The sequence below is a fragment of the Streptomyces sp. NBC_00873 genome (assembly GCF_045207415.1).
Lineage (GTDB): Bacteria > Actinomycetota > Actinomycetes > Streptomycetales > Streptomycetaceae > Streptomyces.
Map to the genome: position 1 here is coordinate 840,651 of NZ_CP108803.1, position 23,220 is coordinate 863,870.

At 70.3% G+C, this 23,220-nt stretch carries 18 protein-coding genes and 2 pseudogenes; 14 read left to right on the forward strand and 6 right to left on the reverse strand.

Translation table 11 applies throughout. The annotated features are described in order from the left end of the window. Position 1: 1 nt before the first annotated feature. The 11 genes from OH809_RS04010 (at position 2) to OH809_RS04060 (ending at position 9,718) form a co-directional block, all read left to right on the forward strand. The gene (locus OH809_RS04010) at positions 2–946 is read left to right on the forward strand and encodes a VOC family protein (RefSeq protein WP_406423949.1); all 945 of its coding nucleotides are present in this window, start codon (positions 2–4) and stop codon (positions 944–946) included. Continuing rightward, the gene (locus tag OH809_RS04015) at positions 943–1,740 is read left to right on the forward strand and encodes an aspartate dehydrogenase domain-containing protein (protein WP_406423947.1); all 798 of its coding nucleotides are present in this window, start codon (positions 943–945) and stop codon (positions 1,738–1,740) included. Before OH809_RS04010 ends, OH809_RS04015 begins: the two co-directional genes overlap by 4 nt. Continuing rightward, positions 1,737–2,525 (forward strand): alpha/beta fold hydrolase, encoded by a 789-nt coding sequence (locus tag OH809_RS04020; protein WP_406423945.1) that lies wholly within the window; start codon positions 1,737–1,739, stop codon positions 2,523–2,525. Before OH809_RS04015 ends, OH809_RS04020 begins: the two co-directional genes overlap by 4 nt. 12 nt (positions 2,526–2,537) lie before the next feature. Next, positions 2,538–3,059 carry a cupin domain-containing protein gene (locus OH809_RS04025; protein ID WP_406423943.1) on the forward strand — a complete coding sequence of 174 codons (522 nt, stop codon included), beginning with the start codon at positions 2,538–2,540 and terminating at the stop codon, positions 3,057–3,059. Next, positions 3,052–3,807 carry an SDR family oxidoreductase gene (locus OH809_RS04030; RefSeq protein ID WP_406423941.1) on the forward strand — a complete coding sequence of 252 codons (756 nt, stop codon included), beginning with the start codon at positions 3,052–3,054 and terminating at the stop codon, positions 3,805–3,807. The genes OH809_RS04025 and OH809_RS04030 overlap by 8 nt, the downstream gene beginning before the upstream one ends. Before the next feature lie 19 nt (positions 3,808–3,826). Beyond that, positions 3,827–4,615: an SDR family oxidoreductase gene (locus tag OH809_RS04035; protein WP_406423939.1), complete on the forward strand. Its 789-nt coding sequence runs from the start codon at positions 3,827–3,829 to the stop codon at positions 4,613–4,615. 9 nt (positions 4,616–4,624) lie between these two features. Continuing rightward, the gene (locus OH809_RS04040) at positions 4,625–6,250 is read left to right on the forward strand and encodes a thiamine pyrophosphate-binding protein (RefSeq protein ID WP_406423937.1); all 1,626 of its coding nucleotides are present in this window, start codon (positions 4,625–4,627) and stop codon (positions 6,248–6,250) included. A 38-nt stretch (positions 6,251–6,288) separates the two neighbouring features. Continuing rightward, positions 6,289–7,224, forward strand: a complete 936-nt coding sequence (locus OH809_RS04045; RefSeq protein WP_406423935.1) for a PDR/VanB family oxidoreductase — start codon at positions 6,289–6,291, stop codon at positions 7,222–7,224. A 28-nt stretch (positions 7,225–7,252) separates the two neighbouring features. Continuing rightward, positions 7,253–7,477, forward strand: a complete 225-nt coding sequence (locus tag OH809_RS04050) for a recombinase-like helix-turn-helix domain-containing protein (RefSeq protein ID WP_406423933.1) — start codon at positions 7,253–7,255, stop codon at positions 7,475–7,477. A 2-nt stretch (positions 7,478–7,479) separates the two neighbouring features. Next, positions 7,480–8,496: a Rieske 2Fe-2S domain-containing protein gene (locus OH809_RS04055; RefSeq protein WP_406423931.1), complete on the forward strand. Its 1,017-nt coding sequence runs from the start codon at positions 7,480–7,482 to the stop codon at positions 8,494–8,496. A 601-nt stretch (positions 8,497–9,097) separates the two neighbouring features. After that, positions 9,098–9,718 carry an L-threonylcarbamoyladenylate synthase gene (locus OH809_RS04060; RefSeq protein ID WP_406423929.1) on the forward strand — a complete coding sequence of 207 codons (621 nt, stop codon included), beginning with the start codon at positions 9,098–9,100 and terminating at the stop codon, positions 9,716–9,718. A 267-nt stretch (positions 9,719–9,985) separates the two neighbouring features. On the opposite strand, the gene OH809_RS04065 is transcribed toward OH809_RS04060, so the two are convergent. Continuing rightward, positions 9,986–10,456, reverse strand: a complete 471-nt coding sequence (locus tag OH809_RS04065) for a transglycosylase SLT domain-containing protein (RefSeq protein ID WP_406423927.1) — start codon at positions 10,454–10,456, stop codon at positions 9,986–9,988. A 362-nt stretch (positions 10,457–10,818) separates the two neighbouring features. Between OH809_RS04065 and OH809_RS04070 the strand changes: the two are divergent. Continuing rightward, a pseudogene (locus tag OH809_RS04070) lies at positions 10,819–11,167 on the forward strand (amidohydrolase family protein); the annotation flags it as partial. A gap of 211 nt (positions 11,168–11,378) precedes the next feature. On the opposite strand, the gene OH809_RS04075 reads toward OH809_RS04070, so the two are convergent. The 4 genes from OH809_RS04075 to OH809_RS04090 all read right to left on the reverse strand — a co-directional run bounded on the left by OH809_RS04075 (position 11,379) and on the right by OH809_RS04090 (position 19,613). Then, the gene (locus tag OH809_RS04075) at positions 11,379–15,113 is read right to left on the reverse strand and encodes a S8 family serine peptidase (protein WP_406423925.1); all 3,735 of its coding nucleotides are present in this window, start codon (positions 15,111–15,113) and stop codon (positions 11,379–11,381) included. A 152-nt stretch (positions 15,114–15,265) separates the two neighbouring features. Further along, positions 15,266–16,216 (reverse strand): helix-turn-helix domain-containing protein, encoded by a 951-nt coding sequence (locus tag OH809_RS04080; protein WP_406423923.1) that lies wholly within the window; start codon positions 16,214–16,216, stop codon positions 15,266–15,268. 172 nt (positions 16,217–16,388) lie between these two features. After that, positions 16,389–19,022: a S8 family serine peptidase gene (locus OH809_RS04085; RefSeq protein ID WP_406423921.1), complete on the reverse strand. Its 2,634-nt coding sequence runs from the start codon at positions 19,020–19,022 to the stop codon at positions 16,389–16,391. Between the two features lie 84 nt (positions 19,023–19,106). Next, positions 19,107–19,613: a hypothetical protein gene (locus OH809_RS04090; protein ID WP_406423919.1), complete on the reverse strand. Its 507-nt coding sequence runs from the start codon at positions 19,611–19,613 to the stop codon at positions 19,107–19,109. A 37-nt stretch (positions 19,614–19,650) separates the two neighbouring features. On the opposite strand from OH809_RS04090, the gene OH809_RS04095 reads away from it, so the two are divergent. Further along, complete coding sequence (locus tag OH809_RS04095) at positions 19,651–19,893, forward strand: hypothetical protein (protein ID WP_406423917.1); 243 nt, start codon at positions 19,651–19,653, stop codon at positions 19,891–19,893. Positions 19,894–20,000: 107 nt separating this feature from the next. On the opposite strand, the pseudogene OH809_RS04100 reads toward OH809_RS04095, so the two are convergent. Further along, positions 20,001–20,171 (reverse strand): annotated as a pseudogene (locus tag OH809_RS04100) (FAD-dependent oxidoreductase); the annotation flags it as partial. Between the two features lie 175 nt (positions 20,172–20,346). Between OH809_RS04100 and OH809_RS04105 the strand changes: the two are divergent. After that, entirely contained in the window at positions 20,347–23,067 is a 2,721-nt protein-coding gene (locus OH809_RS04105; protein ID WP_406423915.1) for a SpoIIE family protein phosphatase, read from the forward strand. The last annotated feature ends 153 nt before the right edge of the window (positions 23,068–23,220 follow it).

Sequence of the window (23,220 nt, forward strand, 5' to 3'; positions counted from 1 at the left end):
CATGCACCAACCACCGCCCGGTCCGATCGCCCGGCTCCGATCGCTGCGCTACGTCGAACTGCACACGCCGGCCTTCACCGAGGCCGCCGACTTCTACGAGGAGGTCTGGGGCCTTCAGACCGTCGAGTCCGACACCGGCGCCCGCTGGCTGCGCGGCACGGACGACGAGCACCACGTGCTCCACCTGACCGAGCGGGAGCGGGTCGGCCTCGGCCGTATCGCGTTCGCCGTCGCGACCCCCGCCGAGGTCGACGAGGCCGCCCGGCGCCTCGAAGCACGCTCCCTCGTTCCCGTCTTCGGGCCCGGCCCGCTGGAACAGGCGGGCGGCGGCTACGGGCTGCGGTTCACCGACCCCGAGGGGCGCCTCATCGAGATCAGCGCCCAGGTCGAGGCGGTCGTCCCGCGCGGCCGGGACGGCGCCGTGCCCGTCGGGGTCACGCACGCCGTGCTCAACACCACCGACATCGACGCCGCCGTGGCCTTCTACTGCGAGGTGCTCGGTCTGCGCGTCTCCGACTGGTCCGAGCACCAGATGGCGTTCCTGCGCTGCAACGCCGACCACCACTGCATCGCCTTCAACCAGGCCGCATGGACCTCACTCAACCATGTGGCGTACGAGATGACCTCGGTCGACCACTTCATGCGGGGCCTCGGCCGGCTGCGCCACCACGGCATCACTCCCCAGTGGGGCCCCGGCCGGCACGGTCCCGGGAACAACACCTTCTCCTACTTCACCGACCCGTCCGGCCTGGTCTGCGAGTACACCTCCGAGGTCGCCCAGATCGTCGAGGACGCCTGGATCGCGCGGGTGTGGCGGCGGGTGCCCGACCTGTCCGACCTGTGGGGCACGGCCGGTCCGCCGTCGAAGGAGATCCGCTGCCACATGGCGGGCACGCCGGACCCCGGCCCGCTCGCTCCCCTCGACGCCCAGGAGGCAACCGCATGAGCACCGTACGCAAGGTCGGCGTGGTCGGCTGGGGTGCGATCGGCCGGGTCGTCGGCACCGCCCTCGCCGATGGGCAGGTGGGCGGCGCCGAGCTGGTGTGCGTCGTCGACAACCGTCCCCTCGGTGAAGCCGCGCCCGCGCGTCAGGTCACCTTCGAGGAGGCCCTGGAACTCTGCGACCTGATCGTCGAGGCCGCGGGCCAGGGCGTCGTGCGGGAGTGGGGAGAGCGGGTGCTGGCCTCCGGCACCGATCTGCTGATCGCCTCCAGCGGGGCGCTGACCGACGACGAGCTGGCGAAGCGGCTGCTCGCGGCGGGACCGGGCCGGGTGTACTTCACGGGCGGCGCCGTCGGCGGTCTCGACCTGCTCCAGGCGGCACGCTCGCTCGGCCCGCTGGACGAGGTCCGCCTGACCACCACCAAGCTGCCGTCGACCCTCGAACAGCCCTGGATGGATGAGGAGTTGCTGACCCGGATGCGGACGGCAACCGGACCGGTCGAGGTCATGTCCGGCACCGCCCGCGAGGTTCCGGTGAAATTCCCCAAGTCGACGAACGTGGCCGCGTCGGTCGCGCTGGCCGTCGGCGACCTGGACGCTGTGCGGGTCCAGGTCGTCGCCGACCCGGCGGCGTACCACACCCGGCATGTGATCGAGGCGTCCGGCCCGCACGGTGCGTACCGGTTCGAGGTCGCGCATCTGCCCGACCCGGGCAATCCGGCAACCAGCCAGGTCGTGCCGTACGCGGTGCTGCGCAGCCTCGCGGCGCTCGCCGGACGGACGGGGCAGATCCTTTGAGCGCCGGCGTCGACGTCCATGTGGAGGAGGCCGGCGGGCGGGGTCCGCTGCTGCTGTGCCTGCACGGCATCGGCTCGTCGTCGGCCGCTTTCGCCCCGCAGCTCGCCGAACTCTCCTCGTACGTAAGGGTCGTGGCCTGGGACGCCCCCGGCTACGCCAAGTCCCCCGACCCCGAGGAGCCGCTCACCCTCGACGACTTCGCGGACACGGCAGCCGCCCTCATTCGCGAGCGCGCCACGACCGCGCATGTGCTCGGCGTCTCCTGGGGCGGTGTGATCGCGCTGCGGCTCGCCACCCGCCACCCGGAGCTCGTCGCCTCACTGATCGTCGCCGACTCCAGCCCCGGCTCGGGCACGGACGAGGCGAAGGCCAAGGGCATGCGGGCGAGGGCGGTCGAGCTGGCCGAGCTCGGTCCGCGCGCCTTCGCCGGGGCGCGCGGACCGCGGCTGGTGTCGCCGGGCGCTCCAGACGATCTGGTGCGCCGGGTCGTGCGGACCATGGCGGAATCGGTGCGGCTGCCGGGCTACGCGTACGCCGCCGAGTCCATGGCCGCGGCCGATCTGCGCACCGAACTCCCCTCGATCGCCGCGCCCACGCTCGTGCTCTGCGGCGACCAGGACAAGGTCACCGGCATCGAGGCGAGCCAGGCCATCGCCGGGGCCATCCACAGAACCGCCTACGTGATCGTCAAGGACGCCGGTCACCTGGCCAACCAGGAGCAGCCCGGGCACTTCAACGCCTGGGTGCTCTCCCACCTCCGCATCACCGCATCCATTCCCGAATAGGAGCTGTTCCCCATGCCTCTGACCACCACCGAGTACGACAACGGCGGCGACCTCTCCGCGTACACCGACTCCCTCATCGCCACCAAGAACTCCCGTGCGGCGGACTTCGACACCCTCTCCTTCCAGGAGAAGGCCGGCCCGCAGTTCCGCCGCGGCCAGATCCGGTATGTCGGTTCCGGTGCCACCGGCAACCACGAGAGCGACAGCCGCATCATCCCGTCCGGCGGCTTCACCTTCTCCAACATGCTGCTGCCGCCCGGCGCCGAGGGCCCGGCCCACACCCACCACGATGTCGAGGAGGCCTTCTTCGTCCTGGAAGGAGAGGTCAAGGTCGGCATCCACCGCGGTCCCGACGAGGCCGAGTACCGCACTCTCGGCTACCGAGACATGATCGTCGTCCCGGCCGGCGTGACCCGATCGCTCAAGAACGAGGGCGACACCGACGCCCTGTTCTGCGTCGTCATCGGCACACAGAAGCCGCAGGTGCCCACCTACCCCGAGTACTCGCCGATGCACGGTGTCACCCGTGGCTGACCAGCCCCCGGCCGACGCACGCACCGTCGTCGTCACCGGCGCGGGCCGTGGCCTGGGACTGGCCATGGCCCGCCGGGCGGGCGCCGACGGCTTCCGGGTCGTCGTCGCCGAACTCGAACGGGAGCAGGGCGAGCACGCTGTCGCGGAGCTGCGCGCGGAGGGCATCGACGCCCACTTCGTGCGCTGCGATGTCGCCGACCCCGCCTCGGTGGACGCACTGGCCGGCGCCGTGCGCGAGCTGGGCCCGCTGTACGGCCTGGTCAACAACGCGGCGCTCGCCAACGGCGTGGGCGGCAAGGAGTTCCAGGACATCGACGTCGAGGTGTGGGACCGGCTGATGGCGGTCAACGCCCGCAGCCCCTGGCTGGTATCGAAGGCGCTGTACCCGCTCTTCGCAGCCCCGGGCCGGATCGTCAACATCGCCTCGGACGCCGCACTGTACGGATCCCCGCGCCTCGCCCACTACATCGCCTCCAAGGGCGCGGTCATCGCGCTGACCCGGGCCATGGCCCGCGAGCTCGGCGACAGGGGGATCACCGTGAACGCGGTCGCCCCCGGACTCACCGAGTGCGAGGCGACCGAGACCGTGCCCACCGAGCGGCACGACCTCTACCGCATGAACCGGGCCATCTCCCGGCCGCAGCAGCCCGACGACCTCACGGGGATCGTCTCCTTCCTGCTCGGCGAGGAGTCCCGCTATCTGACCGGCCAGGTGATCGCCGTCAACGGCGGCTTCACCATGAACTGAACTACAGGAGAAACGAGTTATGGATCTGGGCCTCGCCGACCGCACCATCGTGGTCACCGGCGGCAGCTCGGGCGTCGGCCTGGCCACGGTCCGCGCCCTCCTCGACGAAGGCGCCCGCGTCGCCACCTGCGGCCGCGACGCCGACCGGCTGGCCAAGGTGGCCGCCCGGCTCGGCGCCGGACGTGACCGCCTGCTGACCGGCGTGTGCGACGTACGGGACGCCGATGCGGTGCGCGACTTCGTCCGTCGCACCGCCGAAGAGTTCGGCGGCATCGACGGGCTCGTCAACAACGCCGGACAGTCCCGGATGAAGGGTCTCGACGACTCCACCGCCGACGACTGGCGCGACGAGCTGGAGCTGAAGTTCGCCGGGGTGCTGAACCCTCTGCAGGCGGCTCGCCCCTATCTCACCGCCTCCGGCGCGGCGAGCGTCGTCAACATCAACGCGGTGCTCGCCAAGCAGCCGGAGACCCGGCTGATCACGACGAGCGCCGCCCGCGCCGGCATTCTCAATCTCTCCAAGTCCCTGTCGGTCGAACTGGCCGGCGAAGGCATCCGAGTCAACTCCGTCTGCCTGGGACTCATCGACACCGGCCAGTGGACCCGACGCCACGCGGCCGCGGACTCCGGCATGACCTACGAGGACTGGCAGGCGGAACTGGCCGCCGACCGGGGTATCGCGCTGGGCCGTCTCGGCCGGGCCGAGGAGGTCGCGTACGCGGTCGTCACCCTGCTCTCCCCCCTCGCCTCGTACATCACCGGCACCAGCATCGACGTCTGCGGCGGAGTCGGCCGCTCCATCCTCTGAGGAGACACCATGCGTTACGACAACGGAGGCGATCTCCTCGTCGCCGTCCTCCGCGAACTCGGCATCGACACCGTCTTCGGCATCGTCAGCGTGCACAACCTGCCGCTCGTCGAGGCCGTCGACCGCGAACTGCGGTTCGTCCCCGTCCGGCACGAGGCATCCGCCGTGAACGCCGCCGACGCCTACGGGCGGGCCCGCGGGACCCTCGGCTGCGCACTGACCTCGACCGGCACGGGTGCGGGAAACGCGGCCGGATCGCTGATCGAGTCCCTGAGCGCGGGCAGCTCCGTGCTGCACATCACCGGTCAGGTGGAGAGCGAGTTCCTGGGCAGCGGCCGGGGCTTCATCCACGAGACCAAGGACCAGCTCGGCATGCTGACCGCCGTCTCGGCGTACACGGCGAGTGTGCCGGACGCGGAGCAGGCGGGCCGGATCCTGCGCGAGGCGGCCCACGCCACGCTGACCGCGCCGGGCGGCCCGGCGAGCGTGGAGTGGCCGATCGACCTCCAGTACGCGACGCAGACCGACGAACCCACCGAGCTGTCCGCGCCCGCCGTCCCCACGCCCGCGGAAAATGAAGCTGCCGCCGCCGGCGCCCTCCTGGCGTCGGCGCACCGTCCGCTGATCTGGGCCGGTGGCGGCGCCGTCACCGCCCGCGGCGAACTGGCCCGGCTGCTGGAGGCGACCGGAGCAGGACTGCTCACCTCGAACTCCGGGCGCGGAGCAGTGCCCGAGGACCACGAGCAGGTCATCGGTAACTTCGCCACCACCCCAACTGTCCGTGCGCTGCTCGCCGACGCGGACGTACTGCTCACGATCGGCACGCACTTCCGCTCGAACGAGACCGCCGACTACACGCTGAAGCTCCCCGGAGCGCACATCCAGGTGGACATCGACGAGGCCGCACTCGGCCGCGTGTACCCGGCCACCCACGCCCTGCACGGCGATGCGGCCGCCACTCTGACCGGTCTGCTGGCGCACGCCCGACCCGCCGAGTCCGGCTGGACCGACCGCGTCGCCGCCGTACGCACCGAGGTGCGGGCGGCCCTGCACGACAGCATCGGCCCGCAGGCCGCGATCTGCGACGCGATCCGCGCGGCGCTTCCCCGCGAGGCGGTCGTGGCACGCGACGTCACCATCCCGTCCAGCAGCTGGGGCAACCGGCTGCTGGAGATGTACGGCCCGCGCGACAACGTCTTCCCGCGCGGCGGCGGCATCGGGCAGGGGCTCGGCATGGGCATCGGCGCGGCGCTCGCCCGGCCCGACGCGCCCACCGTCGTGATCGCCGGCGACGGCGGACTCGCCGTCCACCTCGGCGAACTCCTCACCCTCGCCCAGGAGCGGCCCCGCCTGACCCTGATCGTCTTCAACGACGGCGGCTACGGCGTACTGCGCAACATGCAGGACCGTTACAGCGAGCGCCGGTCCGGGGTGGATCTCGTCACCCCCGACTTCGAACTGCTCGCGCGCGCCTGCGGGCTGCCGTATCTGCGGATCGCTGCCGAGGAGCACGCCGGACCGGTGCTCGACGAGGCAGTCGCCTCGGGCGGACCGACCCTCGTCGAGGTCGATCTGACGGCACTGGGCCCGATGAAGAACCCGTTCACCCCACCCGTGAGGATCCCGGGCCAGTAGCCCGGCCCCCCGTACTGCCGGTAAGGAGGCAACAGGCCATGAGCGAGAACTCGCTGCAGCTGATCGTCCGTCGTATGACATGGGAGGCCGACGGCGTACTGTCCGTCGAACTGACCCACCCCGACGGCAAACCCCTGCCCGCCTGGACGCCCGGCGCGCACCTCGATGTCCATGTCGGCGGCCAGGTCCGCCAGTACAGCCTGTGCGGAGACCCGCACACACCGGACGTCTACCGCATCGGCGTGCTCAACGAACCCGCCTCGCGCGGCGGTTCGCGATACGTGCACACACAGATGCGCCCCGGGCAGCCGGTCACGGTCTCCGAACCGCGCAACCACTTCGCGCTGGAGGACGCCGACGCCTATGTGTTCGTCGCCGGGGGCATCGGGATCACCCCGCTGCTGGCGATGGCCCGGGAGGCCGCCCGCCGGGGAACCCCGTGGCGGATGGTCTACGGCGGCAGGGGCCGGGCCTCGATGGCGTTCACCTCGGAACTCGCCGCACTCGGCGGTGACGTCACGCTCGTCCCGCAGGACGAGCTGGGCCACATCGACCTGGACACCGCACTCGCGGAGCTGCGCGACGGCACACTGGTGTACTCCTGCGGCCCCGAACCGCTGCTCACGGCCGTCGAGGAGCGCTGCTCCGAGGACCGGCTGCGACTGGAACGGTTCGCCGCACCGGTCGTGGAGCGCACCGGTGACGACGAGGCATTCGAGGTCGAGTGCCGCACGTCGGGGGTGACCCTCACCGTCGGCACGGACACCTCGATCCTCGATGCCGTGGAGAACGCCGGGCTGAGCGTGCAGAGCTCATGCCGCGACGGGATCTGCGGGTCCTGCGAGACCCGGGTGCTCGACGGCACCCCCGACCACCGCGACTTCCTGCTCAGCGAGGCCGAACACGCCGCCGGCGCCACGATGATGATCTGCGTCTCGCGGTGCGCTTCCGGCCGGCTCGTCCTCGACCTGTGACACCTTCCCCACACTTTCAGGAGACACCGTGACCGACACCTGGCCGTACCTGGACGTCCACCAGTCCCGTACGCACGAGCCCACCCCGTACGAGTACAAGCTCGCCGCAACCCTCGAGGACGTCTTCACCAAGGAGGGCCACGAGCTGTCCGACGTGGTCCGCGGGCTCAACGCCCGTCAGGTCCACGCCGCCGACGGCACACCGTGGACCGAGGAATCCTTCCGCGCCGAGATGAACCGACTGGGAGCCTGACCATGACGCTGTCGTCCTCCGCCACCGCGGACCACATCTACGCCACCGGTCTGCGCAACCAGTGGCACGCCGTCGTCCCCTCGCACTTCGTCGCCCCGGGCGCGATGCGCAAGGTGACCGCGCTCGGGGAGCAGTGGCTGCTGTTCCGCCGCTCCGACGGCACCCTGTCGATGCTTGCCGACCGCTGCCCGCACCGTGGCGCGCCGCTCTCGCTCGGCAAGCACCTCGGTGACCGGGTCGCCTGCTGGTACCACGGTGTCGAGGTCCAGACCGACGGCACGGTCGCCTCCGTCCCCGGGCTGCCCGGCTGCAGCCTGGAGGGCAAGAAGCTGGTCACCTCGCTGCCGGTGCGCGAGGTCGCGGGCGCGATCCTCGCCTACTTCGGGGACGAGGAGCACCCGGAGCCGGCCGCGCTGACGCTGCCCGAGCCGCTGACGGACCCCGAGGTGGACGCTTTCCTGTGCTACGCCGAATGGAACGTGCCGTGGCGGTACGCCGTGGAGAACCTGCTCGACCCGATGCACGGTGCGTTCCTGCACCACGAGTCGCACACGATGTTCGACGGTGACACGACGGCCAAGTTCCGCATCCGGGAGACCGATCGCGGCTACTTCTTCGAGAAGACCGACCAGCGTGGCGTCAACTTCGACTGGGTGGAACTGTGCCGCACCGGCGTGGATTGGGTCGACCTGTCCATCCCGTACCCGCCGTCGGCCGGCCCCGGCGGACCGTTCGGCATCGTGGGCATGGTGTGCCCGGTGGACGAACAGCGCACAGGCGTCTTCTTCTGGCGCTACCGCCGCGTCGAGGACTGGCAGCGCGCGTCCTGGCGCTTCCTGTACAAGACCCTGATCGAGAAGCGCCATTGGGAGGTCCTGGAGCAGGACCGCGTGATGCTGGAGGCCATGCCGGCCGACGCCGACCAGCGGGAGAACCTGTACCAGCACGACCTGGGCGTGGTCCGGCTGCGCCGGCTGTACCGGGCGGCGGCGGAGGCCCAGTCGTCGGCGGCCGCCTGAAAAATACGGTACTGGCAACGGCCCGTGCGTGGCCTCGCTGCCGTCGCACATGACGCGTGGCCACCCGATGTCCGCGGTACGGCATCGGGTGGCCACGCGTCGTGGGCTGCACGCCCCGTGCGGCAGACCAGGGGTGAATCACCATGAACGGGGACCGGTCCGGCCACGCCTGACAACCGGTGTGGGCCCCCGGCCGCGCCGCGTGCCCGACTGACCCGCTCCGGCGAGCCTGCCGGCACGGCGTGCCCCCTCGGACCGGCTCGGTGCTGCGGTGCGGCGCCGGGTGTTGACCGGGTAACACGCGGGATCCTCCGTGCCACCTGGAACACATGGACGGCGTCGCCGTCAACGATGAGCCCACGGCCGGCCCGGCTCTCCTGCGCAGGCACCGGCGAATCGCCGACGGCGAAGGTACGCACGTGCACCCGCCGGCGGAGCGGCGTCTGCTGTCGGACGGCGAACGGACGGAGACGGACTCGGGAGAAGTCCGTTGGTTCATCTGCTTCTCCGCCCGGGCCAGGACCAGGAGATCGATCGGCCTGCGCTCCTGTCCGCGGTCCTGTTCCTCACCACGGCAGTCCGGATCACATAAGCTCGGAGAATGGCTAAGTACTTCGACGTGCACCCCGAAAATCCTCAGCGACGCACCATCAGCACGGTGGCTGAGTCCATCCGCTCCGGTGCGCTCGTCGCGTACCCGACGGACTCCTGCTACGCACTGGGATGCCAGCTGGGCAACCGTGACGGCATCGGCCGGATCCGTTCGATCCGGAACCTCGACGATCGTCACCACTTCACCCTGGTGTGCGAGGACTTCGCGCAGCTGGGTCAGTTCGTACACGTCGACAACGACGTGTTCCGCGCGATCAAGGCAGCCACGCCCGGGAGCTACACCTTCATCCTCCCGGCGACGAAGGAGGTGCCGCGTCAGCTGCTGCACCCGAAGAAGAAGACGGTCGGAGTCCGCATTCCCGACCATGTGGTTACCCAGGCCCTGGTCGCCGAGCTCGGTGAGCCGCTGCTCTCCAGCACCCTGCTCCTGCCCGATGAGGACGAGCCGATGACACAGGGCTGGGAAATCAAGGAGCGGCTCGACCACGAGGTGGACGCGGTGGTCGACTCGGGTGACTGCGGCACCGAGCCGACGACGGTCATCGACTTCTCCGAAGGCGAAGCCACGATCGTGCGCCGAGGAGCAGGCGACACCACACGGTTCGAATAGCCATACACCGACGGCATCACCACGTGCGAGGCATGGGACCGCGTGCCCCTGCCTCGGATGCCACTTCGTCGGCCTCCACGTGCTCAGCTGTCTTTGCCCTCAGGGTCCGGGCCCAACAGGTGTGCGCGGACCGGGATGAACCTGCCTGCCGAGCGGGCCTGTTCGAGGGCGGGAGCCCGGGAAGGCCCCATGCTTACGTCTCGGTCACGACGTCAGGACAGGCCCCGGGCATGTTCTGGCCGGGTCCGGCCACACCGGCACGACCGGTCAGTAGGCCGAGTTGACGTGGTCGATGGAGCCGTAGCGGTGGGCGGCGTAGTTGGCGGCGGCGGTGATGTTGGCGACCGGGTCGTAGATGTTCTTGGAGGTGCCGCTCACGTGGTACGTGTTGAACGTGGGGTCGATGACCTGGAGCAGGCCCTTGGACGGGATGCCCTTGGTGGCGTTGGAGTCCCAGTTGTTGACGGCGTGGGGGTTGCCGGAGGACTCGCGCATCAGGTTGCGGTGGATCCCCTCGTAGGTGCCCGGGATGCCCTTCGCGTGCATGACCTTCAGCGACTCCTTGATCCAGGTGTCGACGTTGCCGCCGCCGGACTGGGCGGGGGTGGCGGCCGAGGCTGCCGGGGCGCCTGCGACGGTGCCGGCCACGACCGCGGCACCGGCTGCGAACATGCCCAGCGAGATCTTCTTGGTCCTGGCCATGCGGGCGAACTTCGTGGACATCGCGTTGAACTGCATTCGGTAATTCCTCATCTGTTGTCGGGCGATGCCAAGAATTATTAAGCGAAGGAGAAATGCGGGTCAATGGGCCCCTTTTACTATTCCAATTCGTACCGGCTGAACAAAACGGTTGAGGAATCGCCGCCAAGGCTGCGGAACGGGCCGTGACGGATCTACTAACCGGCTTCATAGTGACGCCCGTCATATGGCCCACTCCACACGGCAAATGCCTCAAATCGGCACAAGAGTGGCGTAAGTCATGTGGCCTGCGGCACATTAAGGGCGCTCTATTCGCTCACCGTAATGCCGAATGAACACGCTGTATTGGCGGCGGGGTAGCGATTATTGGCCCGCTTCGGCGGGAAATGTCGACCGATGGCTCCGGCGCCACCGTCGTCCTCGGCTCCGACTGGCCGATCGCCCCCCTATCCCCCGCTGGCCGTCATGGCGGGAGCCCGCCACCGCCGCCCCAGCCGCGATCTCACCCAGCCCCCGCACGGCCCCGACCAGGCGCTGACCGCCCTGGAAGCCCTCCAGGCCATGACCATCAACCCCGCCTACGCAGCGGACGAGGCACACGAGGCCGGCCGGCTCGCCGTCGGCCACCGCGCCGACCTCACGGCCTTCGCGGACAACCCCCTCATCACTCCCGCCACCGATCTGCCCGAACTCCCTGTGGTGCTCACCGTCCTCGACGGCCGGCCCACCCGTCGTGACCCGAGCCTCTGATCGGTCATGCCGGCTGACGCGCGGCCGGCGGTCCTGGAGGCCGGTTCCAGAGGCCCGGACCACGCGGCGCGGGAACGTCGGCCGACCGCACGGGCGTCGGTCCTCGCGCAGCTGACCGCGGCAGCGAGCGCTGCCGCGGTCAGCTCCATGCGCTCAGCGCATGCGGCAGGTGGGAGCCGCGCCGCCGACTGCGCGGCTCCCACCCCGTCGGCTACTTCCGCACACCCACCGCGCGGATGATCTCCTGCTTGACCGAGCCACCCTTGTCGTCGGCGGCCGAGGCCCGCACGGAGATGTACTGCGCGTCGTCCGGCACCTGCACCGAGCCGGCCCAGGCGGCGGACTTGCCGCGTACGCCATCGAGTGCGACGGATGTCCACGTCGCGCCGTCGTCGAAGGAGACCTCCAGCGTGGAGCCGGTGATCCGCCCGGTGTCCGGCGCGCCCTTGACGTACTCGGAGAAGATCCCGAGATCCAGACGCTGTCCGGCCCGCACATCACCGTGCAGGTCGGTGTCGATGTCGAACCCGAGGTTGAGCATCGGCAGATACGTCCACCGGTCGGCCGGCGTGGCGGACGACTTGAAGGTCCATTCGGAGTGGCCCTTCGTGGCGAGCCGCCAGACGTCCGGGTCCAGGGTGGTGTCGGTGACCACCTTGAAGTCCTGCTCGGTCGGCTTGACGTCCCGGGCGTACGCCCCCGAGCCGGTCTTCCGGTCGACCCGCACCCCGTCCACGTACACCTCGGTGAACTGGGTCATCGACTTCTGGTTCCACACATCGCCGAAGCCGGTGTGGTCCGGTCCCGAGTCGCCCCAACCCGGCGTGTTGAACTGCAGGTAGTTGCCCGCGCGCTGCTGGCCCCAGCCGAGGCCGGTGCCCAGCCACGGGTGCCAGACCGGCTTGAACCAGTCGGTCCCGGAGCGTGTGCCGCCGCGGTAGTGCACCACACCGCTGCGTTCCTCGAGGGCGAACGGGCCGTTGGACATGGACTCGTGCCACCCCTTGCCGGGGCCGGAGCTGATGTAGTCGGTGCGCTCCGCGGGGAACTTGATCTTCTCCTGGAACCCTAGGCCGACGGGGAAGCTGTCGGGGATCGAGTAGCGGAACTCGCCGCCGTCGGCGGCCTTCGTCGCGTGGAACTTGTTCTTGACGACGGCCAGTTCGCTCTCGTCCGGCCGGTACGTCAGATCAGCGGGGATCGCCCCCGGGTATCCCTCGGTGAGGTCGTACACAAACGGCGTGAACTGAGTGCCGTTCAGTTCCACGCCCCGGTCGAGTCGAGCGGCCTCGATCAGCCGCGCCCCGTCCGCCGCGTTCACCGTCGCGATGTACAGCGGACGTGTCGTCCCGCCGGCCCCGCTGAAGTTGGCCATCAGCCGCCCGGGAACCTCGTCGGTGACGAACAGGGCCTTGGCGCCCGCGTCCTGTGCGTTCTGGGCCAGTTCGGCGGGCGTGATCGCGTCGGTGCGGCGCACGACGACCGCGTTGCCCGTCACGTCCTTGCCGGCGTAGTCGGCGGGGCTTCCGGTGCCCGCGTCCACCAGGGACATCCGCTTCCGCCCGGTGAACAGGTCCGATCCGTACTGGACGGCCGTCTCGCCGAGCCGCCGGCCGCCTGCTTCGACATCGAGTTGCGGCTTGCCGAGCCGCCAGGCGGTCCAGTACTCGAAGGTGCCCGTGGCGGGCTTGCGGGTCGGCGCGGCGAAGATGCTGTCGTACTTCGGCGGGACCTGCACGGCCGGCGCGAAGGACGCGCCGTTCGCGGACCGGTTGAACTTCATGATCCGCTGACGGGTCTCGGTCCGCTGGTCCACCTCGGCCCGGATCTCCCGCAACGTCCGCCCGTCGAGGGTGACTTCGCGGTCACGGTCCATGGTGACCTCGGGCTCGGTGAGAAGACCGAGGCCGAGCGAGTCCTTGCCCCCGCTGCCGCGCACGTCGAGGAAGCTGGACAGGGTGTACATGCCCGGCTTCAGGCGCAGCTTGAGCGTGCCGGAGTCATCGACCGGGGCCGGGATGACCGACGTGCCCTTGGCCAGCTGCTTTACAGCCACGTATGCGGCGGATGCGGCACCGTCGCGGTCCTTGACGTGGATCGTGAGGGTGTAGCGCTCGTCCTCCTTGGTCAGGCCGAAGGCCGTGTGCGCCACCACTGTGTCGCCGTCCTTGGCGACGATCCGGCCGGAGGTGGCGCCGACGGGCGCGGCGGTGCCGTCACCGGTGACCGTGGTCTGCGCGGTTCCGTGCGCGGGCACGGTGAGGGTGGAGTCGGCGAGGGTGACCACGCCGGCGGGAGCGCCCTCGGCGGTCAACGCCAGGGTGACCGGCCGGTCGGAGGCGTTGGTGTAGGTCAGCGTCTTCGTGACCGGCTTGTTCGCCTCGTAGGGCCAGCTGGTGAAGCCGAGGTCGGCGCTGCCGGTCGCGGTGATCTGCGCGGCGATCGCGGACGGGACGTCCACGCGGCCCGCACCCACCTCGTACGACGTGCCGCTGATCTGCTTGGACGTGCTCATCAGCCCGTCCTTGAGCTGCTGTCCGCTCCAGTCGGGGTGCTTCTCGGCGAGCAGCGCCGCCACGCCCGCGACGTGCGGGGTGGCCATGGACGTACCGCTCTTCGATGTGTACGGGCCGCTGCCGCTCACGAGCTGCGAGCGGGCCGCGAGGATGTCCACGCCCGGCGCGGACAGGTCGGGCTTCAGCGCGTTGTCGCCGAAACGCGGGCCCTGGCTGGAGAAGTTCGCACGCCGGTCGGCGGAGTCGACCGCGCCGATCGTCAGTGCGGAGTCGGCCGCGCCGGGGGAGCCGATGCTGCCGGGGTAGCCTGCGTTGCCGGCCGCGATCACGAAGAGGGCACCCGTGTCCTTGGAGAGGGTGTTCACCGCCTGGGCCATCGGGTCGGTGCCATCGCTGCCCTGCGACGATCCGAGGCTCATGGAGACGATCTTGGCCTGGACGTCCTTGGCCGCCCACTCCATACCGGCGATGATCTGCGACTCGGATCCGAAACCCTGGTCGGTGAGAACCTTGCCGACGGCGAGCGTGGCGCCGGGCGCGACGCCCTTCTCCTTGCCGTCGGACGCCGCACCACTGCCACCGACGGTGGACGAGACATGCGTGCCGTGGCCGTTCCGGTCGGCGACCTCCTGGCCGTCGATGAAGCTCTTGGTCTCGCTCACCCGGTCCTTGAGATCGGGATGGGTCAGGTCCACGCCCGTGTCGAGTACGGCGACCTTGACACCCTTGCCGGTCAGCCCGGCCTCCCAGGCCGCGGGGGTGCCGATCTGAGCGTTGCTGCTCTCCATCGCGGCGTCGACGCGGGCGTCCAGCCAGATCTTTTCGACGCCGCCCGACAGACGCACACGGCCCGAAGTCGCGCTGCGCGCCCCGGAGGTGACGTCCGGTGCGACCGTGCGCCAGAACGCCCCCGACTTCGACGCCTCCAGGGCCGCACCGCCCACGCTCGGCAGCCCACGGACCTGGCGGGCTCCGCGGGGCGTCGCGCTCCGGGCGTTCTTCGTGTACGTCACGATGAGCGGGAGGCCGTCGGACGACGGGTCACCGAGCCCCTGCTCGAGCAGAGCGGTGACGTCGAAGAGTTCGGCGTCGAGGACGCCCGCCTGGAGGTAGGGCCGGGCCTCGTCGGGTATGACGGTGATCCGGCCGTCGGATATCTCGCTGCGAACCGCTCCGGTCGCGCCCTCGGGACGCTCCACGGCGACCGACTTCCGGCCCGCGCCGAGGTCGGTCACGGTCACCTGGTCACCGGTGATCAGGGTGACGGTTCGCGCGGTGCTGGGTGCGTGCACGGGTGACGTGGCACGGTCGGTGCCCGCCCCCGCCGTCCCCAATGCGCCGGCTGCGACGGCCTGCCCGGCCGGCAGCAGTACGAGCGACAACCCCACTGCGAGCAGCTGGGATCTCCGCCTCGCGGATAATCTGGTCATGGATGACTCTCCTCCACGCACCCGGTGAATGGGTGGTTCCGGGTGCTGCGAAGAGTTTTCGCGGCGGCAGCTTGCGTGTCGACCGTTCTGCCCTGGCGGATATCTGCCTTGGCGTAGACCCGTCAGTGACGGACACGGAGCACGGACTCGCCCTACGCCCAGCCGTGGTGGCGGGCGTAGCAGCCGAGCTGGATGCGGGTGGTCGCCCCGGCCTGGACCATCAGCCCCTGGATGCGCCGCTGCACGGTGCGCGCCGACATGTCCACCTGCGCGGCCACCGCGTGGTCGGTGAGACCGGCGAGCAGAAGACGCAGTATGCGGGTGTCCAGGACATCGATCCCGTGGTGCGGTTCGCCGTAGGGGCGGGCCCGTTCCCACACGGCGTCGAAGAGTGCCTGGGCAACGTTGGCGAGTCCGCCGCGCAGGACGAGGCTGGGGTCGACCTCGCTGCCGGAGCCACGCAGCGGGAGCATCGCCGTCTCGCCGTCGCAGACGATGAGCTTGAGCGGTACGCCATCGACCGTCCGGATCCGCATGCCCCGGGCGAGCGACTCGTCCACGTTGTCGGCCGCGCTCGGTTCGCCCAGGAACGACTGGTCGATGACGGCGCGCACCTGCAGGCCGCGCGACAGCACGGTCGGCTCCTCGGTGTTCTCCGGGCCGACCACCTGGACGTCGCCGGTGACGAACGTGTCGATGGCGTGCCGGGAGGAGAGCTGGAGCTGGAGGTACCGCTGGCGCACGGCATCCCGCCCCTCGACGACCTCCACAAGATCGCGCTGCGCGCGTCCCATGGACCCGGTCCGGTAGGTCTCGACCACCTCGGCAAGCGCGAGTTCCGCACGGTGGAGGCGGATGCGGCGCTCGGCCAGTTCCGTGCCAAGCGCGACCGATGGTGGCGCGGCGACATAATGACCGCTTCCGGGCCGCCTGTTGACCAGGGCGCGAGCCGCGAGCGAGTTCAATGCGTCCGCGACTTCCGCGTCGGGGACGGCCGCCGCCGCGGCCACCTCGGCGACCGAGGCCGAGGGCCGCTCGATCAGTACCCTGTAGACGGACTCCTCGCAGGCGCCGAGCCCGAGATCCTCCAGTGCCAAAGCCACCCTCCGGTCCGTGTGTACTGCCGGATTCTTGCAGCTCGGCCGGGCGCACCCGACTGCAGGGCCCGGGCGGTGTCACCGGAGCCGTCGAAACCACGGCGGCCGGTGGTCCTGCCCGGCCGGGCAGGACCACCGGCTGTCCGCCGAGCCGGTGTGACGTGGGCCGGTCCTGCGGTCAGCGGACCAGGGTGACCTCCGGGGAGGTCCAGGTCTGGGTGCCCGGTGATTTCTGCGGGTCGCCGAGCGCCTTGTCGAAGACGAGGCGCAGCCGGTACGTACCGGCGGGCGCCGGGGTGCCATCGGCACGAGTGGCGTCCCAGCTGTAGAACGCCATCCCGGTGCCCGCGCCGGAATTGCGGGTCACCCACGACGCGTCGTACGGGGTGTCGATCACCTCGTCACGGGCGTCGAGGACCTGGAGCCGCATCCGCTCCAGCAGCGGGAAGCCGTGGGACAGCATGACCCAGGCCTTGTCGTTGGCCGTGGACGTGTCGGTGAGGTCGACGGCGGTGGGCACATTCTTGCCGAAGCTGAAGTAGCCGGGACGAAGCGCCGGATTGTCCAGTCTGTTGTTGATCGAGGTGAAGGTGGGGTTGATCGCCGACACCGCGTCGAAGTCGCCTGCCATGCCCAGATACGGCACCCGGATCTCCGGGGCCGCCGAGCCGGACCGGGTGAACTCCACCCAGCCACCGAACAGGGTTCCTTCGGCGACGCCGTGCGGCTGTCTGATGTGCACGGTGACGGTACGGCTGCCGTGCGCGGCCACGGTGATCCTGTCCTGGCCGTCGACCTCGGCGTCGCCTGTGGCGTCGGTGGGCTGCCACTCGCTGGTGTACGGCGGGGCTGCGGACACGGCGGCGCTCTGCCCGACCCGGTAGGTCACCGGACGGGAGGTCGGATTCTGGACCGTGATCCGGCGGGTCCGTTGCCGGTCTTCGAGGTCGCCCAGGGCGAGTTCGGACGGCCTGGCGGTCACGGTGTCGCCGGAGACCGACGCCAGTGCGGCGACCGCGTCGACCCGGCCCGCGCCCTGCTGGGCGACGGGCTGCCGGCCGCGCTCGTGATCACCGGTCATGGCGAGCGGAGTGGCCGTGTTCTGCAGCGCGGTCTGCACCTGGGCCGGAGTGAGGTCCGGTCGGGCCTGGAGCAGCAGGGCGACCACTCCCGCGACGTGCGGGGACGCCATCGAGGTACCGGACATGACGCCGTACCAGTCCTGGGCCGGGGGAAGCGCGGACAGGATGTACCCACCGGGAGCGGCGACGTCCGGCTTGAACTCCAGCTCACTGCCCGGGCCCCAGGAGGAGCCGGCATCCATCAGCCCTGCGGCGTCGGCATTCATCGGCGCACCGGCGTACGCACCCCAGGACAGCTCGGTGCCGGCCGGTGCGGCCTTGATGCGCTCGGCGTCCCGCGCGCGGATCCCCACCACGGGGATGCCGATGGTGCCGCAGCAGGGCGAGAACGGCATCGCGTCCGGATCGGTGCCCGACGGGTCGTAGTGAACCGCGGCGACCGCACCCGCGGCCTCGGCGGTGCGGGCCAGGTCCATCACCCGGCAGTTGAAGACGTCAGTGCCGGTGTGTGGAGCAAAGAGCGCGATCTTGCCGTCGAGACTGCCTGCGGGCAGCGGGGCGCAGCTGGACTCCATGACGGCCACCGGGTGGGCGCCGGTCACGGGAGCGGCCGGTGCCCGCCCGGAGTCCAGGTACGGGACGGGGGCCGTCGAGCCGTCGTCGAGTGTGAACGCGAGGAACGGGTAGCGGCTGCTGTAGGTGCTGCCGACCGCAATCGCCCCGTCCGCCACCGCGGGCGCCGCGGCGTTGAACGGACCGGCGTAACCGTTTCCATTGGCGACGACCGTGGGAACGCCGGAGTCCACCAGGTGGTTCACGGCGAGCGACAGCACGCTGCTGCTTCGGTCGCCGGTTGCGCCGAGGCTCATGTTGACGACATCCACCCCGTCGGCGGCGGCTCGGTCGAGGGCGGCCAGAACGATGGCGTCGGTCGGTGAGTTCTTCGTACCGAACACCCGGTAGGAGCGCAGTGTCGCGTCCGGGGCGACGCCCTCGATGTGCGTGTCGTCCCCGGCGACGATGCCCGCGACATGGGTGCCGTGCCCGGCAGCCGGGCCGAACTTGTCGTCGTACGGGTCGGCGTCCTCGTCCGCGAAGTCGAAGCCGCCGACCACCTTCGCGTTGGGGAAGCCCCCGCCGCCGAGCGCCGGGTGGTCGTAGGCGATGCCGCTGTCGATGATGCCGACGGTGACGCCCCTGCCCGTGTAACCCAGGCGGTGGGCCTGCGGGACGCCGGTGAGATCCGTGGCCGTGACGATCTCCCGGCCCGAGGGGGCCGCCTCGCCGGACCGTGCGTCATGGCCCGCCTGGGCAACGGCCTTTGCGAGGACGTCCTTGGGCACCGGGGTGGGCCGCTCGGGCATCTCGTACGTCACCGGCTCGGTGACCTGGGCCACGCCGGGGAGTTCGGCCAGTCGGCCGGTCTGACCGGCGGGCATTTCGACGAGAAGACCGTTGACGACATTGCGGTACTGGCGTTCCACGGACAGCGCGATGCCCGCGTCGTGCGCGGCGTCGACCAGCGTCCGCTGCGCATCGGAGACCGTACGGCGGGCCGCTGCCCGGTCCTGCGGGGCGGCCTGCTGCGCGGCCGGGGCGCTGTCGAGCGTGACGATTCGCGTCACCGACGGCCCGGACAGGTCGTCCGAGTCCGCGTGCGCCAGGTCACCGGGCAGGACGAGCGAGACGAGGAGCAGCGCGGACGCTGCGGATATCGAGTGTCTGTACACGACGGTCGATCAAATGCGACCGGCCTCGGAAGGGCAACGGTCACCGTGTGTCGAGTCTCCGCCATGGCGGAGACTCGACGTCGATCATTTCGACCATGAGCCTTCTCCGACCTCCGAGCGGCATCGGATGGTTGGGGTGACTTCATGAGGATCTGCACCCGGCAGCACGAAGAGCCCGGGCGTCTCCAGGTACTCCCGGAACACCGTCCAGTCGGTGGTGAAGGACACCCGCTCGCCGGTGCTGACCGCGCCGCGGTCGTCGGCCACCATGCGGCACTGCCCGTACGGCTCCACGATGCTGAACATCCGGCGGGCCATGGTGCGCAGCCTACGTACGGTGCCCCAGGACGCGATTCCCACGGAGAGCACCAACGAGATGATCCACACGATCAGCGCGGCATCACGGAGCGCCGCGAAGACGACCACAGCGGCCGCCGCCACCAGCGGTGCCAGCAGCGCCTGGGCCCTGCCCGCCGGTGTCCGGCGGGCTCGCGCACGAAGCGCCTCCTCGAAGTCCGCGACCGCCAGCCGGTAGACGAACTCCACGGCCGTGCCGCGGTCGGTGTCCTGATGCGAGAAATCCCCGTCCATGGTGTCCAGGGACGGGGATCCTAGCCGAGGGGTGTCCGTGGACGGACCGTACCGCAAGGCCCGGATCACCCGCGGGCGGCATGGGCGGCGGTGTCCCCGCGACAGCCCCGTCGGCGAAGCTGGTGCGGCGGGGGACGGAGCCGTGGCGGTCGGCCGCCTGCGCCGGGCGCTGTTCGTCGCGGCCGGCCAGGGCAAGCGACGCTCCCCGGTCGGACAGGCGCCCGGCCAGGCCCTGCCCGATGACGCCGGTAGCCCCCGCCCCCAGGACGCAGGCTCCTGACAATTCCATCCGGCACTCCGTTCCGAAGGACGGCGGTTCTTTGCCGATGTATTCGGGCAACGTCCGGGGTGCGGATGCGGTTCGTCCCTACGCCGGGTGCGCCCAGGTCAGCGTGTGCCCGCGCCGCCGCCGAGGTCTGCGAGGACCTCTCGGGCGGCCCGCGCGCCGGACGCGAGCGCGCCTTGTACGGAACCGGTCGCCCTGTGGTCGCCGCAAACATAGCGGCCCGGCGCGAAGCGCGTCGTGCGGCTGAGCGGCCACGGTGGCGGTATGGCCGGATTGGAGCAGTGGCCTGAGGTAGATCTCATCGGCGCCGACCGGAGCATCTCCATGTCCCCTGCACCCCATGGCATCCACTGGGCGAATCCGAGGTTGTGGTGAGTCGGTCGACGGCAATCGGACGATGAGGGACCCAATAGGCATACGTTGCTAGTAAGTGTTAGGAATATCGACATGGTCGACCATTCCGACCGATCCCGGAGCGGGTCGGCTCGGTCACTGAGCGGCAAGGGCCCGCGAAGCGTAGCCGGGCAGGTATTCATCCTGCAGGCGGTGGTCGTTGTCCTGCTTGTCGCGGGCGCGGTTCTGGCGCTGGTCCTCCAATCGTTGCACGACGCCCAGACGGAGGCGGAGCACCGCTCGGTGGCTGCAGCACAGACGTTCGCACACTCTCCGGGGATTGTGGCGGCGCTCAAATCTCCCGATCCCTCCAAGGTGCTGCAGCCGCTCACCGAGGAGGCGCGGAAGCTGGCCGGCGTCGACTTCATCGTGGTGACGGACACACACGGGACTCGCTACACACACCCCCGTCCGGAGCTCATCGGGAAGCCATTCGTCGGCACCATCGAACCTGCGCTGGCGGGCCGGGTCCACGTGGAAAACGTCCAGGGGCCCCTTGGCCATGAAGTCCAGGCGGTGGTCCCCGTCAACGCTCCCGACAACTCCGTCGTGGGCCTGGTGGCCGCCGGTCTCAAGGTCGAGAACATCACCAACGTGGTCAACAGGCAGCTGTTGGTCATCTTTGCCAGCGGGGCCGCGGCGCTCGTCCTGGCCACGGGCGGGGCCGCCCTGGTGGCCAAGCGGCTGCGAAGGCAGACCCACGGGCTCGATCCCGCCCAGATGACCCGCATGTACGAGCACCATGACGCGGTGCTGCACGCCGTCCGCGAAGGAGTACTCATCGTTGGACACGACGGTCGGCTGCTGCTGGCGAACGACGAGGCCGAACGGCTTCTTGATCTGCCGCCCGACGCCCAGGGACGCCCCGTCAAGGAACTGGAGAGCCTCGACCCGGCCACTGCGGAGCTGCTTGTCTCCGGCCGCGTGGCCACGGACGAGGTGTACTTGGCCCGGGACCGCATGCTGGTGGTGAACCAGCGGCGCACGGCCCGCAACGGAAGCCCCCTGGGAACGGTGGCGACCCTGCGCGACTCCACCCAGCTCCTGGCACTGACGGGCAAGGTGGAAACGACGAACGAACGCCTCAGGCTGCTGTACGACGCGGGGGTGGGCATCGGCACCACCCTGGACGTGACGCGCACGGCCGAGGAACTGGCCAAGATGGCCGTCCCCCGGTTCGCGGACTTCGTCACGGTCGACCTCGCCGCCCCCGTCCTGCTCGGGGAGGAGCCGACCGGCACGGCTGCCGCGATGCGCCGCACCGCCGTCAGCGGCATCCGGGACGACCATCCCCTCTACCCGTGCGGCAAGCTCATCACCTTTCATCCCTCCACGCCTCAGGCACGCGGATTCGCCACCGGCCGGTCGGTGATGGTGCCCGATCTGTCTTCCGCACGCGAATGGCGCGCTCAGGACCCGGAACGGACAGGCAATATCGTCGACTACGGAATCCACTCACTCCTCACGACGCCACTGCAGGCGCGGGGCGTGGTTCTGGGCATGACCAACTTCTGGCGCTCGCGGGAGGCCGGAGCGTTCGACGAGGAGGACCGGTCACTCGCCGAGGAACTGGTCGCCCGTGCCGCGGTCAGCATCGACAACGCACGCCGGTACACCCGCGAACACGCCCTGGCGGTGATGTTGCAGCGCAGCCTGCTGCCGCGCGCGCTGCCCGAACAGAACGCCCTGGATGTCGCCCACCGCTATCTGCCCGCACAGTCCGGAGTCAGCGGTGACTGGTTCGATGTGATTCCGCTGTCGGGCAACCGCGTCGCGCTGGTCGTCGGTGACGTCGTCGGCCATGGGCTGCACGCCGCCGCCACCATGGGGCGGCTACGCACCGCTGTGCACAACTTCTCCACACTCGATCTGCCGCCCGATGAGCTCCTCGGCCACCTCGACGACCTCGTGGACCGCATCGACAAGGAAGAGGAGAGCACGGACGTCGGTGCAGGCATCGTGGGAGCCACGTGCCTGTACGCGATCTACGATCCGGTCTCCCGGCACTGCACCATGGCCCGCGCCGGGCATCACCTCCCCGCGCTGGTCCACCCCGACGGAAGCGTGGAGTTCCCCGAGCTTCCTGCCGGGCCACCGCTGGGGCTCGGCGGCATGCCGTTCAGGACCGCCGAACTGGATCTGGCCGTGGGTGCTCAGCTGGTCCTCTACACCGACGGGCTGATCGAGGACCGCACCCGGGACATCGATGTGGGGATGGAGCTGCTCCGCCAGGCCCTTTCCCATCCCGGCCGTTCGCCGGAACAGCACTGCCGGGCAGTCCTCGACGCGCTCCTTCCCACCCAGGCCAAGGACGACGTAGCACTGCTCATCGCCCGCACCCGCGCGCTTTCCGCCGACCAGATCGCCGAATGGGACGTTCCGCTCGACCCCGCCGTCGTAGCCGGGATACGCGCCGCCGTCGCGGAGAAGCTGGACCACTGGGGCCTGTCGGAACTGGCGTTCAACACCGAGTTGATACTCAGCGAGCTGATCACCAACGCCATCCGGCACGCCTCCACGCCGGTCCGGGTGCGGCTCCTGCGTGACCGCAGCCTGATCTGCGAGGTATCCGACGGCAGCAGCACCTCGCCCCATCTGAGGTACGCGGCCACTATGGACGAGGGAGGCCGCGGACTGTTCCTCGTCTCGCAGATCGCCGAGAACTGGGGCACGCGGTACACCCATGAAGGCAAGGTCATCTGGGCGCAGCAGCCGCTGTCCGAATCCGCCGCGGGCGCGAACGACAGGGACCCGTCGCCGGCGTCGTCGTCCTGATCACCCCCGCGGCGGACCCGGCCGCCGGCGTGCCGTCGACCGCGACGAGATCGTCCACGCAGTGCTCGGTCAGACGCTCCGCATGGCACCGAGCGGCGTCAGCGTGACGGTGACCGTGGCCACCGGTGAGCCGCCGCTCCACGCAAGGGCGGA

Excerpts from the sequence above, each read along its gene's own strand:
- OH809_RS04060 (WP_406423929.1), top strand. The coding sequence starts at position 9,098 with ATGGCTAAGTACTTCGACGTGCACCCCGAAAATCCTCAGCGACGCACC.
- OH809_RS04055 (WP_406423931.1), top strand. The coding sequence starts at position 7,480 with ATGACGCTGTCGTCCTCCGCCACCGCGGACCACATCTACGCCACCGGT.
- OH809_RS04045 (WP_406423935.1), top strand. The coding sequence starts at position 6,289 with ATGAGCGAGAACTCGCTGCAGCTGATCGTCCGTCGTATGACATGGGAG.
- OH809_RS04035 (WP_406423939.1), top strand. The coding sequence starts at position 3,827 with ATGGATCTGGGCCTCGCCGACCGCACCATCGTGGTCACCGGCGGCAGC.
- OH809_RS04075 (WP_406423925.1), bottom strand. The coding sequence starts at position 15,113 with ATGACCAGATTATCCGCGAGGCGGAGATCCCAGCTGCTCGCAGTGGGG.
- OH809_RS04040 (WP_406423937.1), top strand. The coding sequence starts at position 4,625 with ATGCGTTACGACAACGGAGGCGATCTCCTCGTCGCCGTCCTCCGCGAA.
- OH809_RS04015 (WP_406423947.1), top strand. The coding sequence starts at position 943 with ATGAGCACCGTACGCAAGGTCGGCGTGGTCGGCTGGGGTGCGATCGGC.
- OH809_RS04010 (WP_406423949.1), top strand. The coding sequence starts at position 2 with ATGCACCAACCACCGCCCGGTCCGATCGCCCGGCTCCGATCGCTGCGC.
- OH809_RS04065 (WP_406423927.1), bottom strand. The coding sequence starts at position 10,456 with ATGCAGTTCAACGCGATGTCCACGAAGTTCGCCCGCATGGCCAGGACC.
- OH809_RS04105 (WP_406423915.1), top strand. The coding sequence starts at position 20,347 with ATGGTCGACCATTCCGACCGATCCCGGAGCGGGTCGGCTCGGTCACTG.
- OH809_RS04025 (WP_406423943.1), top strand. The coding sequence starts at position 2,538 with ATGCCTCTGACCACCACCGAGTACGACAACGGCGGCGACCTCTCCGCG.
- OH809_RS04090 (WP_406423919.1), bottom strand. The coding sequence starts at position 19,613 with ATGGACGGGGATTTCTCGCATCAGGACACCGACCGCGGCACGGCCGTG.